At 67.6% G+C, this 12,865-nt stretch carries 13 protein-coding genes; 8 read left to right on the top strand and 5 right to left on the bottom strand.

The window, feature by feature from the left end; translation table 11 throughout:
- Positions 1-11: 11 nt before the first annotated feature.
- Positions 12-1,553, bottom strand: a complete 1,542-nt coding sequence (locus FJ887_RS16000; RefSeq protein WP_140955607.1) for an NCS1 family nucleobase:cation symporter-1 — start codon at positions 1,551-1,553, stop codon at positions 12-14.
- 314 nt (positions 1,554-1,867) lie between these two features.
- Here FJ887_RS16000 and FJ887_RS15995 point away from each other — a divergent pair, with 314 nt between their 5' ends.
- Positions 1,868-2,929, top strand: a complete 1,062-nt coding sequence (locus FJ887_RS15995) for an Rv2578c family radical SAM protein (RefSeq protein WP_181365670.1) — start codon at positions 1,868-1,870, stop codon at positions 2,927-2,929.
- Between the two features lie 46 nt (positions 2,930-2,975).
- Here the strand turns inward: FJ887_RS15995 and FJ887_RS15990 are convergent, their stop codons facing one another.
- A complete protein-coding gene (locus FJ887_RS15990; protein WP_249356421.1) occupies positions 2,976-3,779 on the bottom strand; it encodes a helix-turn-helix transcriptional regulator in 804 nt (267 codons plus the stop codon).
- 151 nt (positions 3,780-3,930) lie between these two features.
- Between FJ887_RS15990 and FJ887_RS15985 the strand changes: the two genes are divergently transcribed.
- From FJ887_RS15985 to FJ887_RS15970, 4 genes are all read left to right on the top strand, one after another.
- Entirely contained in the window at positions 3,931-4,986 is a 1,056-nt protein-coding gene (locus tag FJ887_RS15985; protein ID WP_137824162.1) for an iron-siderophore ABC transporter substrate-binding protein, read from the top strand.
- Between the two features lie 133 nt (positions 4,987-5,119).
- Positions 5,120-5,848 (top strand): DsbA family oxidoreductase, encoded by a 729-nt coding sequence (locus FJ887_RS15980; RefSeq protein WP_140955671.1) that lies wholly within the window; start codon positions 5,120-5,122, stop codon positions 5,846-5,848.
- Positions 5,849-5,920: 72 nt separating this feature from the next.
- Positions 5,921-6,499 (top strand): NADPH-dependent FMN reductase, encoded by a 579-nt coding sequence (locus FJ887_RS15975; RefSeq protein ID WP_140955606.1) that lies wholly within the window; start codon positions 5,921-5,923, stop codon positions 6,497-6,499.
- A 156-nt stretch (positions 6,500-6,655) separates the two neighbouring features.
- Positions 6,656-7,393: an MgtC/SapB family protein gene (locus FJ887_RS15970; protein WP_137824165.1), complete on the top strand. Its 738-nt coding sequence runs from the start codon at positions 6,656-6,658 to the stop codon at positions 7,391-7,393.
- A 43-nt stretch (positions 7,394-7,436) separates the two neighbouring features.
- On the opposite strand, the gene FJ887_RS15965 is transcribed toward FJ887_RS15970, so the two are convergent.
- The 3 genes from FJ887_RS15965 to FJ887_RS15955 form a co-directional block, all read right to left on the bottom strand.
- Positions 7,437-8,627 carry a M20 metallopeptidase family protein gene (locus FJ887_RS15965; RefSeq protein ID WP_137824166.1) on the bottom strand — a complete coding sequence of 397 codons (1,191 nt, stop codon included), beginning with the start codon at positions 8,625-8,627 and terminating at the stop codon, positions 7,437-7,439.
- 86 nt (positions 8,628-8,713) lie between these two features.
- Positions 8,714-9,310, bottom strand: coding sequence for a TetR/AcrR family transcriptional regulator (locus FJ887_RS15960; protein WP_137824167.1), 597 nt, complete (start codon positions 9,308-9,310; stop codon positions 8,714-8,716).
- Between the two features lie 76 nt (positions 9,311-9,386).
- A complete protein-coding gene (locus FJ887_RS15955; RefSeq protein ID WP_137824168.1) occupies positions 9,387-9,956 on the bottom strand; it encodes a TetR/AcrR family transcriptional regulator in 570 nt (189 codons plus the stop codon).
- Positions 9,957-10,079: 123 nt separating this feature from the next.
- Between FJ887_RS15955 and FJ887_RS15950 the strand changes: the two genes are divergently transcribed.
- The 3 genes from FJ887_RS15950 to FJ887_RS15940 all read left to right on the top strand — a co-directional run bounded on the left by FJ887_RS15950 (position 10,080) and on the right by FJ887_RS15940 (position 12,834).
- Positions 10,080-11,417: an ABC transporter permease gene (locus FJ887_RS15950; protein ID WP_249356398.1), complete on the top strand. Its 1,338-nt coding sequence runs from the start codon at positions 10,080-10,082 to the stop codon at positions 11,415-11,417.
- A 389-nt stretch (positions 11,418-11,806) separates the two neighbouring features.
- Positions 11,807-12,031, top strand: coding sequence for a hypothetical protein (locus tag FJ887_RS15945; protein WP_137824169.1), 225 nt, complete (start codon positions 11,807-11,809; stop codon positions 12,029-12,031).
- Between the two features lie 101 nt (positions 12,032-12,132).
- Positions 12,133-12,834, top strand: coding sequence for an MBL fold metallo-hydrolase (locus FJ887_RS15940; RefSeq protein WP_249356401.1), 702 nt, complete (start codon positions 12,133-12,135; stop codon positions 12,832-12,834).
- Positions 12,835-12,865 lie beyond the last annotated feature (31 nt).

Genomic DNA, 12,865 nt, shown 5'->3' with positions numbered 1-12,865 from the left:
TTGGATTAGCGTCAGTGTGCGGTGGGCACGGCGATCTCCTCGCCGTCGACCTCGCGGAACGTGAAGTCCCGGCGGGCGATGACGAAGTAGATGACTGCGGCGATTCCTGCGCCGAGGAACCAGGAGAACTGGGAGACGCCGGAGAACGCGGGGACGAGGGCGAGGATGAGCGAGAGGATCGCGGCGGGGATGAACGCCCCGATCGCCCGCCAGTTGACGCCGTGGTGGTAGAAGTACTCGCCGTCGTGGGCCTCGGTGTAAAGCTGCGGGACGTTGACCTTCGTCTTCCGCACGAGCCAGTAGTCGACCATGATGACGCCGAACAGCGGCCCGAGCAGCGCGCCGAGGCCGCCGAGGAAGTAGACGATGACGACGGGTGAGTCGTAGAGGTTCCACGGGAGGATGGCGAACCCGATGATCGCGGAGATGATGGCGGCCCGGCGGAAGTCGAGATGGCGCGGGAAGAGGTTCGTCAGGGCGTAGGTCGGGGCGACGAAGTTCGCCATGAGGTTGACGGCGATCGTGAGCACGAGCAGCGAGAGCGAGGCGGCGGCGAGGAGGACCGGGTTGCCGATGGCCTGGACGATGTCGGCGGGCGAGCTGATGACCGTGCCGTCGATCGAGTACTGGGCGCCGGCGAGTGAGATGACGACGAGGCCGAAGACGAGCATGTTGATGGGGATGCCCCAGAAGTTGCCGACGACGATCGAGCCCTTCTTCTTCGCCGACCGGGTGAAGTCGGAGAAGTTGAGGACGAAGGTGCCGTAGATCGCCACCCACAGGGCCCCTCCGCCGAGGATGTTCGTCCACATCTGCCACCCGGTGAGCGGGTCGTCGATCGACCAGGCGATGCGGAAGTCGACGCGGACGAGCATCCAGATCGCCAGGGCGAGGAAGGTGGCGAGGATGATCGGGCCGGCGATCGCCTCGTAACGGCGGATCATCTCCATCCCGTAGCTGACGATGACGACCTGGACGATCCACAGCAGAGTGAAGGAGAACCAGCCGAGGCCGCTCAGCCCGAGGAACTCGACCTCCGTCCACGCCTGGAGGCCGGGGATGAGGGTGATGAGGAGAACGTTGAGGACGTTCGCGGCGAGGTAGGTCTGGATCCCGAACCAGGCGATCGCGACGATCCCGCGCACCGAGGCGGCCAGCTGGGCGCCGTGGATGCCGAAGGCGATGCGGCACATCACCGGATAGGGCACGCCGGTCTTGTGGCCCATGAACCCGGAGAGGGTGAGGAGGACGAAGAGCAGGACGGCACCGACGAGGAGGGCGACGAGGATCTGCCACGCCCCGAGGCCGAGGGCGAAGAGGCCGAGGGCGAATCCGTAGTTGCCGAGCGAGTGGACGTCGTTGGCCCAGAGCGAGAAGACGCTGTACGCCGTCCAGCTGCGACCCTCCTTCTTACTCGGTGCGAGATCGGCGTTGTAGAAGCGCGGGCTGATCCGGTGCGCGGCGAGCTGTTCCGGGCTCGGTCCGAGCCGGTGCGGCACGGTGCTCGACTGAGGGTCGGGCACGGGCTGGTCGGACGTCACGGTGTGGGCCATGGGAGTTCTCGAATCAGACGGGCGCGGTGCTGGAATACCAAAGGAGGTCTTCGCGGCCTCGCGGCAGTGAGAGCTGACCCCGTGAGCGTAACCTGGGTCACACTGCTTCCGCAATGGGCTCATCTCCGTCAGTCCAGTACTGACAACGCCTGGAGTGCGCGAGGCGCGCCTCCGGACCTGGGGCGATGGCCGCAGATCGATGATGCCCGAGCCTGGACTATTTGGCATACCATTTGTTTGAATCGTGGCCTGCTGCCGGAACAGACACCCGCACCCCTCTTGACTTCGACTCGAACACGTGTTCGAATACCGGTGTGAGATGGAATGACGCGGAACCGACAGCCGGGCTCTTCGGGGTCACCGGACTCATCCGCACCGTGCGGGCCCCGGAGTTCGCGGGGATGACGTTTCACGAGGTCCTCGCGAAGTCGGCGCTCAACCGGATCCCGCGATCGAGTGCGATGCCGTTCGCGTGGACGATCAACCCGTATCGGGGCTGCTCCCACGCGTGCGTCTACTGCTTCGCCCGGAGCACCCACCGGTATCTCGACCTCGACTCCGGCGACGACTTCGACCGGCAGGTCATCGTCAAGGTCAACACCCCTGAGGTGCTCGCCGCCGAGGTGGCCAAGCCCCGCTGGTCACGCGAGCTCGTCGCCCTCGGGACGAACACCGACCCCTATCAGCGCGCCGAGGGACGCTACCGCCTCATGCCCGGAATCATCACCGCCCTCGCCGAACACGGCACCCCGCTGTCGATCCTCACGAAGGGCACCCTGCTGCGGCGCGACCTCCCGCTGCTCGCCGACGCCGCCCGGGACGTCCCCGTGGAGATCAGCATGTCGATCGCCGTCTACGACGACGAGCTCCAGCAGGCGATCGAACCCGGGACGCCGACGACCGCGGCGCGGTTGGCGACGGTGCGCGCGGCAGCGGAGCTGGGATTCCGGGTCACCGTGTTCATCATGCCGGTGCTGCCCAAGCTCACCGATTCGCGCGAGCATCTCGACACGGCGCTCGCGGCGATCAAGGACGCCGGCGCGAGCAGAGTCGTCTACGGCGCCCTTCACCTGCGCCCGGGCGCTCGCGAGTGGTTCTTCGCCTGGCTCGACCGCGAGCACCCCGAGCTCCTCCCCCGCTACCGCCGCATGTATGCGACTTCGGCCTATGCCTCGAAGGAGTACCGGACCTGGCTGGCGGCGCGGATCAACCCGCTCATCGACCGCTACGACCTGCGCGGGACCAGCGACGATGACTATCCCGCGACGAGGCGGACGAGGCATGGGCCCCGGCGCGGCGCCACCGGAGTCGGACCGGCAACGCCGAGTGCCGCCGTCGAGTCCGCCCTGCCTGACCCTCAGGCGGCGCTGTTCTGACGGTGCTCTTCTGACCACACTGCTCTGATGCCGTTGTCCCCGCGTTTTACCACCGATCGCGGACGTAGGCGGCGGGCGTCGTCCCGAATTCCCGTGCGAAGGCGGAGATGAACCCGCCTACGCTGCCGTATCCGCTCTGCGCGGCGGCTTCGTGTACGGCGCTGCCGTCGATGAGCAGCGGAAGAGCGGAGAGCAGGCGCACCTGCGTCCGCCAGGCGGAGAAGCTCAAACCGGTCTCGGAGGCGAAGGCCCGGGCGATCGTCCGAGCGCTCACCCCGGTGCGCTGCGCCCAGTCGGTGAGTTCGGTGCGGTCGGCGGGATCGGCGAGCACCGCCTCGGCGACGGTGCGCGCGGCCGGATGGCGCGGCGTGGGCACGGTCATCTCCCGGTCTTCGGCCTCGGCGAGGAGATCGATGAGGAGCCGGCAGCAGTGCTCTCGCCGGACCGGGGACAGGCGTCGCCCGGGAAGATGGCGCATGAGCGCGCCGAGAAGGGGGTCGAGGGCGAGGGCCCGCGGCAGCGACCAGCGGTCCCCCGGTGGCCGCAGCGACGGACTGAGATAGACGCTCAGCGTCGTTCCTTCCCGCAGGAGACGGTTCGAGTGGACGATGCCGGCGGGAATCCAGACGACGGTGTCGGCGTGGACGAGCCAGCGCCGGTCGTCGATGAGGACATCCATGCCGCCGTCGGGAAACCAGAAGAGCTGGTCGCCGTCGTGGCTGTGGGCGGCGTAGGAGACGTCCCGATGCTCGGCGCCGGAGAAAGTCGCCGATGTCAGCTCAGAGGCATGGATCGGCGGCACAGGACCCTCACCCCTCGCCGCTGCTGGCTCGAGCGCATCGCGATTCATCACAGACGACACTTTAGCGTCTGCCCAGGCCCATCTCTGTCCGCTGAGAAGAGTGGAATGCCGTTTCTCCTGAGGATAGCCTTACCTGAGACAGGGCGATGAGACGGCTTCAGCCCCCTCCCCTGCCGAAGCACTCCGACACCGATGAGAGATGAGTTCGATGACCCTGACCCGCCGCGCCCGCTCCCGGGCGAGACTGTCCATGATCGCGTGCGCCTCCGCCCTGGCCCTGGCGCTCTCGGCCTGTGCGCCCTCGGCCTCACCGGAGGCGGCGAGCGATGGCGCGGCCTCCTCGGCGCAGGGGTCGTTCCCGGTCACCGTCGATCACGCGTACGGGTCGACGACGATCACCGCACAGCCGCAGAGGGTCGTCACCCTCGGCCTCTCCGATCAGGATCCGCTGCTCGCCCTCGGCGTCGCGCCGATCGCCGTCGCCCCCTGGTGGGGTGACTACGAGTTCGCGACGTGGCCCTGGGCCCAGGACGAACTCGGTGACGCGGAGCCGACGGTGCTCAACGGCGGGGTCCGAGACGAGGCGAATCCGCCCGTCGAGGAGATCGCGTCGCTCGAACCCGATCTCATCATCTCCCTCTACAACGGCACCACCGAGGAGCAGTACGAGCAGCTCAGTGAAATCGCGCCCGTCGTCGTCCCCGACGAGGAGTACACGAACTTCAGGATCACGTGGCAGGAGGCGACGCGAGCCACCGGAGAGGCCCTGGGACGGGAGGACGAGGCACTCGCCCTCGTCGCCGATCTCGAAGCCTCCTTCACCGCAGCCCGCGAGGACAATCCCGACTTCGCCGGCCGGGAGGCCGTCGTCGCCGAGCGCTTCCAGGAGGGCGAGACAGTCGTGCGCACGGGCAATGACGTCAGGGCCCAGTTCTTCAGCCAGCTCGGGTTCGCGGTTCCGAGTCGGATCGCCGAATTCGCACCGAATGAGGCCGGTGAGGTCTACGTCCCCGACGAGCGGATGGACGAGCTCTCGACGGACCTGCTCGTGTGGAACGTCGGCTTCTCCCCCGATGCGAAGGCGACCGTCGAGGCCATGTCGCTCTACTCCGACCTCCCCGTGGTCCGGGACGGCCGCGTGCTCTGGGTCGAGGACGAGGTCGTGTCCGGGGCCTTCAGCTGGGGCACGATCCTCAGCCTCGACTACGCGCTCGGGGAGATGGTGCCCCAGATCAGGGAGACGGTGTCGCGCTGACCCTCCATCGGATCGGGAGCCTCCGGAGCGGGACGACCGCCTCGGCGGAATGCCCCTCCGGGCCGGATGTGACAAGGGTCGCACCCGGCCCGGCGGCGGGAATATCCTCCACGGGCAGGTAGTTGAAATGTCTATGAAAATCGAGATCTGGTCGGACATCGCCTGTCCGTGGTGCTATATCGGCAAACGTCGCTTCGAAACCGCCCTCGAGGGTTTCCCGCACAAGGACGACGTGGAGGTCGAGTGGCGCAGCTTCCAGCTCGATCCCACCCTTCCCGCACATGTCGAGGAGTCGGAGGCGGACTATCTCAGCCGCTCGAAGGGCATGCCCGCCGAGCAGGTGCGGCAGATGTTCGCCCAGGTGAGCGACCAGGCAGCGCGCGAGGGCCTCAACTACGACTTCGATTCCGTCGTCGTCGCGAACAGCTTCACCGCCCACCGCTTCCTCCACTTCGCCAAGAGCCACGGTGTTATGGCGGCCGCTGAGGAGGCGCTGATGTCCGGGCATTTCGAGTCCGGTCGTGACATCGGAAGCATCGACTACCTCGCCGAGGTGGGTCAGTCCCTCGGTCTCGATCCCACCGAGACCCGTCGGGTCCTCGAATCCGACGAGTACACCGACGCTGTCAAGGCTGATGTCGCCCAGGCTCGGATGCTCGGCGCCAACGGGGTGCCGTTCTTCGTCATCGACCGCAAGTACGGGATCTCCGGCGCGCAGAAGCCGCCGGTCTTCACTCAGGCGCTCGAGACCGCATGGGACGAGAGTCAGAAGCTCACCGTGCTCGCCGGCACCGGTTCGACGGCCGAGGGCGGGGACGACTATCCCGACGGTGCCGTGTGCGGCCCCGAGGGCTGCAGCTGACTCCCTCATATCCACGCCACCCCAGTTCTCCACCTCACTTCAGATCCACAGACGTCGAAAGGACCACCACCCATGACTGAGACCCCGACCGCCCCGCTCATCCGCATCATCGTCGGCAGCGTCCGCCCGGTGCGGGTCGGCGATCAGATCGCCGCCGCCGTTGCCGAGATCATCTCCGATGCGGCCGCTGCCCGCACCGAGATCATCGACCTCGCCGACCTCGACCTGCCGCTGCTCGACGAGCCGCGCATGCCGGCACTCGGTGACTACCAGAACGAGCACACGAAGGAATGGGCGCGGATCGTCGACGAGTCCGACGCCGTCGTCTTCGTCACCCCGCAGTACAACGCCGGCTACCCCGCCTCGCTGAAGAACGCCATCGACTACCTCTTCGCCGAATGGAAGGACAAGCCGTCGCTGATCATCAGCTACGGCGGCCACGGCGGCGGAATGTCCGGCGCGCAGCTGCGGGCCGTGCTCGAGTTCATCGGACTCGACCTCGTCGGCGACAACGTCGAGATCACCCTGCCGCGCGACTCCTACGGCCCGGACTGGCGACTCACCGACGCGAAGGAGGTCGTGGCCGGATACGCCGACGAGCTCCGCACCGCTGCGAAGGCTCTCGACCGCAGCCTCGTCCCCCAGGCCTGAAAGGGCTCGCCAGCACTGTCCGAACTCCGTGGATCCGCCGAGGCGGGTCCGCGGAGTTCTGCTGTTCCAGGCGTGCTCTGCTCCTGCCTTGAGCACAGTGCGGGGCGCTCGGTCGAACCGTTCTCAGCGCGCGGCAACACGACTAAGGTGCCCACTATGGGCTCATTCGGCGACATCTTCGGATCGAACATCCTCCTCGAGGGCACGCTGCTGCTGGCGAGCTTCGTGCTCTGTTCGCTCATCGGCTTCGAACGGCAGTTCCGGCAGAAGAGCGCCGGTTACCGCACGCACGTCCTCGTCGGCATCGGCACGTGCGCGTTCACCCTCGTCTCCGCCTACGGGTTCGCCGGGGTCCTCGACAGCGACGTCCAGCTCGATCCCTCGCGGATCGCCGCGCAGATCGTCTCCGGCATCGGCTTCCTCGGTGCCGGGGTCATCTTCAAGGGACGGAACATGGTCCGGGGGCTCACGACGGCAGCATCGATCTGGGTGTGCGCGGCCGTCGGCATGGCCTGCGGAGCGGGAATGCTCGCCCTGGCGACGATGCTCACGGGGCTCCACCTGCTCACGCTCTTCGTCGTGGCGCCGCTCGTGCGGAAGATCCCCGACCGCAATCGCGGCAAGCTCGTGCACATCGTCTACCGCGATGGCGGCGGAGTGCTCCGGGAGATCCTCGGGGTGGCGAGCACGATGGGGTTCTCGAACACGATCCTCGATTCCCAGCGCTTCGAGGCCGAGGACGGGGCGAAGATGGTCCGCATCGAGGTGAGGTTCGAGGGCAAGCGCCCACTCGACATGCTCGTGCCGCCGCTCATGGAACTCGACGGCGTCGACAAAGTGGCCCTGCGCGAGGATCGCGTCCACTCCGTCGACGCCGACGGCGACTCGGTCTGAGGAATCAGTCTGATTCCTCAGCGTGATTCCTCAGTCTGACTGCTCAGTCGCGCAGCGACCGCTTCCACGCGAGAGTGGCCAGGGCTGCGGCCTGGTCGGCGAGGTGAGCGTCGTCGAAGAGGACCTCGGGCGAGTGATTGACCGCAGCGGTGTCGGGATCGACGCCCTGAGGGGTAACAAAGAGGAACATGAACGCTCCCGGCACCTCCTCGAGGACGTAGGAGAAGTCCTCGGAGCCCATGACCGGGTCGGGGGCGTTGACGACGCGGTCAGCGCCGAAGGCCTCGGTGAGCGTCTCAAGGGTGAACGCGGCCTCTGCGGCGTCGTTGACCGTCACGGGGTACTGCTCGTTCCACACCACCTCGGCGGTGCAGCGATGGGCGGCGGCGATCGACTCGGCCAAGCGGGTCGCGAGTTCGGGGAACCGCTGCGTCGTCTCCGGGGACAGGGTGCGCACGGACATGCCCAGCGTCGCCGTCGACGGGATGATGTTGACCGCGCTGCCGGCGTCGAGGAGGGTCACCTCGGCGACGATGGGATCGAAGACGCTGAAGGACCCGGTGATCATCGCGTACACCGCCTGCCCGAACTCGAGGAGGGGACGGACGGGGTCGATCGCGTCCTGCGGTCGGGAGCTGTGTCCGCCCTTGCCGTGCATCGTGAGGTGGAAGGTGTTGGCTCCGGCCATGATTGAGCCGGGGCGGGTGACGAACGTGCCGGGGGCTCCGGGGGCAACGTGGATTGCGTAGGCGGCGTCGGGAATCTGGCCGGCGAGGTCGAACATGCCCTCGTCGATCATGAGCTTCGCGCCGCCCTGGCCCTCTTCGCCGGGCTGGAACATGAAGACGATCGTGCCGGCGAGTTCGTCCTGGTGCGCGGCGAGGAGCTTGGCGGCGCCGACGAGGCCGGAGACGTGGAGGTCGTGGCCGCACGCGTGCATGTTCCCGTTCGTCGAGGCGAAGTCGAGGCCGGTGGCCTCGACGACCGGCAGGGCGTCCATGTCGCCGCGCAGGAGGATCGTCGGTCCGGGCCGACCGCCGCGGAGCACCGCGACGACCGAGCTGAGCTCGCGACCCAGGGTGATCTCGAGCGGCAGGCCCTCGAGGGCGTCGAGGATGGCCTGCTGTGTGTACGGCAGGTCGAGTCCGAGTTCGGGATTCCGGTGGAGGTCGCGGCGGAGGGCGGTGAGTTCAGCGCCGATCGCGGCGGCCTCGGCGGTGAAGTCGATCGTCATGGTGGAGTTGTTCCTTTCGCGGTGGATGGTCGGTGGTGGGTGGTCAGCGGTGGGACCTGGTCGCGGCCCCGTCGACGTTGTGGGTCTCAGTCCTCCGCGCCGACGAGTGATCTCGCCAGGGCGCGGTATCTGTCCGTGAGCGCGGCATCGTCCGGCGGTGGACTCTCGGGTCGGAGTGTCATCGTGAAGAGCGTGAGTCCGGCGAGTGTGTCGAGGATGAGATCGTGGTCGAGCGCGGCACTCATCTGTCCGCGGTCGACGGCGCGGGCGAGGATCGCCCGGCCCCTGGCGTGGCGCTCGTCCATGTAGTCGGCGGAGATGAGCGGGATGACGTCCATGTCGAACATCGCGAGCAGGAGGCCGTTTCCGTGCGTGCGGACGTCGAGTGAGCGGCGGAAGTTCTCGATGTTCTGCCACGCATGCGCGACGAGATCGTCGACGACGTCGCCGGTGTCGGGCACCTCGCCGAGTTCGAAGGTGTCGAGGATGGCGGCGGCGACGAGTTCGGGCTTGGTGGGCCACCGGCGGTAGATCGCGGTCTTCCCGCAGCCGACGGTGGTGGCGATGCTCTCGATGCGCAGGTTCAGAAAGCCGTGCTCCGCAACCTCGGCGCGCACAGCGGCGAGCACGCGCTCAGTGAGCTCAGGGTCGAGCGGTCGACCCTTCGGGGTGGCCTGCGTCATAGGCCGAGCCTTTCACGCAGACAGCTTTTTCCGCAACACTGCGTATCGTTTGTCTCGGATCGTGGTGTCCGCCAGATCAGCTCTCGAGCTCGGCGAGGAGCGCGGCCATCGATCCAGCGACGCGCGGTCGGACCGCCGGGCCGAGCACGGCGGTCTGGACGATGCCGCCCTGGACCATCGCGAGTGCCGCCGGAGACGTCTCGCGTGCCCGGGTCTGAGCCTCCGCTTCGTCGAGACCGGCAGTGCGGTGGAAGTAGGCGGCGAGGTAGGCCTCGAAGCGAGCCTGGACCTCGCCGAAGATCTTCTCCGCGATCGCCGCGAATTCGGGCACATGGGCGGCCTCGCCCCAGACCTGAACGACAAGAGAGGGGAACGGGTTGCCGTCGAGGACCGCATCGAGCAGGCGTGGGAAGACAATGCTGGGCGGGGGCACCGCCTCGGCGTCATCGAGGTCGCCGAGCGCGGTGATGCGCTCCTCCATGATCCGCCGACCGGCGGCGACCATGAGTTCGGACTTCGAGGAGTAGTAGAGGTAGACGGCTCCCGCCGACAGGTCAGCCTCTTTGACGATGTCGGCCATCGACGCCGCCGCGAAGCCCTTGCGCGCGAAGCAGACGAGCGCGGCATCCTGGATGCGCGTGCGCATCGCGGCCCTGTGTTCTTCTGTGACCTTCGGCACCGCTCCTCCAAAAACGAATGATCATTCTTGATTAATTGTAGACCACGGCGTAAAAATGAACGTGCATTCGTTTTCAATGATTGGACGACCATGACCACGAGACTTCTCAGGACCTCTGCCGCCTCCGCTCCGGGCACCGGCGACGACCACCTCGGTGCCGACTCCCCGGGCGGAGCCGCCGATCAGGACGGGGATCAGGGCAGAGCCGCTGGTGCGAGCGGGCGCCGGGGCAAGGCCGCCGAGACGAGCAGGGACCAGGAGTCAGACCCCGCCCCCGACGAGATCGGCGATGAGCTGCCGAAGCACAGTGTCGGACGCGCGATCCTCGTCGCCCTGTTCGCGGCGGCGATCGTCAGCATCGTCCTTCTGGCATTCAGCTGGCCGACGGTGACTGCTGACCCGAAGGACCTGCCCATGGCCGCTGTCGGAGACAGCGCTCAGCTCGAGCAGATCACGAGCAGTGCGCCGGAGGGAATGCTCGATCTCGAGCGCGTGGACACCCGCGCCGAGGCGGAGCAGATGATCCGGGAGCGCGAGGTCTACGGGGCGTTCGTCCTCGGTGGTGAGGATCCGGAAATCCTCGTCTCCTCGGCGGCGTCGCCGGCGGTGGCACAGCAGCTGAGAGGCATCGCCGCGCAGATGCAGCAGTCCATCGACACTCAGGCGATCTCGGGGATGCAGGACGGCATGGAGCAGATGCAGGCGGCGCTCGAGGCGGCTGCGCGGGCGGCAGAGAACCCGCAGGCAGCCGGCCAGGCTCCCGGCAACGCAGGTGGAGGCGAGGGTGCGGGCGCGCTCCCGGATGCCGCGGCGATGGACGTCCCGCAGGTCACGGTCACCGATGTCGTGCCGCTCTCCGATGATGATGCGACGGGAGCAGGACTGGCGATCGCGGGCCTGCCGCTGTCGATCGGCGGCATCGTCGGCGGTGTGCTCACCAGCACTCTTGTGCATTCGCGGAGGATGAGGGCCGTTGCGGTCGTCGCTTATGGGGCCTTCGGCGGTCTTGCGCTCTCGCTCATCCTCCAGACATGGTTCGGCATCCTGCAGGGAGAGTTCTGGCTGAATGTGCTCGCGGCGGGGCTGGCGGTGGCGTCGACGGCGGCGATCATCAACGGCTTCGTGTCGCTCATGGGTCCGGGCGGCATCGCGATCGGTGCGGTGCTCACGATGTTCATCGGCAATCCGATCTCCTCGCTCACTCAGCCCAAGGAGTTCCTCGCCGGGTCCTGGGGCGACATCGGCCAGTTCTTCGTGCCGGGAGCGGCGGGCACACTGCTCCGTGACATCTCGTACTTCCCCGATGCGCCGATGGCGATGTCGTGGTGGGTGCTCATCGCATGGTTCGTCCTCGGCATCGCCCTCATTCTCATCGGCCACCTGCGTGCGCATGCGAAGCTCGTCGCCGCGCATGCCGGACAGGGCTGAGCGCTCACGGCTTGGGGGACAGACACTCGTCGGCCCGGATGCGGTGACACACCGCATCCGTGGACGACAGTCCACGTCGACGGGTGACATACCGCGTCCGGCGTCGACTCACGGCATTCTGCGTCGGCTCACGGGGTCCGGGGTCGACTCACGGCATTCAGGCAGGCTGGGGGTAGGAGGATCAGGCGCTGACAGCATAGGCTCGAATGGATGACGAGGCCGTCGGCTTGCGAACCTCGGTCCGCGGACGGCGCCGGCGCAGGAACCGACAGCGGCGCCGGCACCGGAGCGAACCGGCTCCGCAGCGACCTGGCTCCACAGCAGACCGAGACGTCAGACGCTCAGCGAGGAGGGTGAGACGGTGACCGATTCCGCGTCGGAGAACGTCCGTGATCCACGTGACGAGGCAGCAGGTCGAGGCTCACCCGCGCCCGGAAGGGCCGGTGAACCTGGTGACCCCGGTGGCTCCGGTGAACCCGGCGATCCGGGTGGCGCGGTTGACCCGGGTGGCTCCGGTGAACCCGGCGATCCGGGTGGCGCAGTTGACCCGGGTGGCGCAGTTGCCCCGGGTGACCTGGGTAGCCCCGGTGAACCCGGTGAACCCGGCGCGATGATCTGCCGCAACTGTGGAGTGGAGACCAGTTCCCCTCCCCCGGCGGTGTGCCCGATCTGCGCCGATGAACGCCAGTGGGTGCCGGCATCGGGCCAGGAGTGGGTGAGCCGAGATGCCCTCGAGGCCGAGGGCCACCGCGTCGTCATCGACGAGCGCGAACCGGGGCTTCATGCTCTGCGCGTCGAACCGCGGCTCGGCATCGGGCAGACGTGCTATCTCGCCCGGACGTCGGAGGGCAATCTCCTCTTCGACGTGCCGCCGTACATCGACGCCGAAGCCGTGGCGACCGTGGCCGCGCTCGGTGGAGTCGCAGCGATCGTCCCGAGTCATCCGCACATGTTCGGCATGCAGCTCGCGTGGAGCGCCGCGTTCGATGATGCCCCGGTTCACGTCTGCGCGCGAGATCGCGAATGGCTGCAGAAACAGGGGCGCGCCATCAGATTTTTCGACGACGGCATCGAGCCGCTCCCTCAGATCTCGGTGCACAGAGTCGGCGGTCATTTCCCCGGCAGTGTGCTTGCCCTGTGGGAGGGGCGAGACGGCAGCGGAGTCATGCTCGCCGGTGATTCGATCGGCCCGGTCGTCCGCGAAGGATGGGTGACGTTCATGCGCAGCTTCCCCAACTACCTGCCGCTCTCCGCCGCGGTCGTGCAGCGCATCGCCGCCTCGGTGTCGGATCTCGATTTCGACCGCATGTACGGCAACTTCGGGCAGACGATCACCGGTGGAGCCCACGCCGCAGTGCAGTCCTCTGCCGAGCGCTATGCGCGGTGGGTCTCCGGCGAGTACGACGATCTCACCTGACTTTGCAGAGCACGACGGCCTCGGAGCACTC

It is taken from the genome of Brevibacterium sp. XM4083 (assembly GCF_006489205.2).
GTDB lineage: Bacteria > Actinomycetota > Actinomycetes > Actinomycetales > Brevibacteriaceae > Brevibacterium.
The sequence above is the reverse complement of the archived record's forward strand: the minus strand, read 5'-3'. Positions and strand labels throughout refer to the sequence as shown.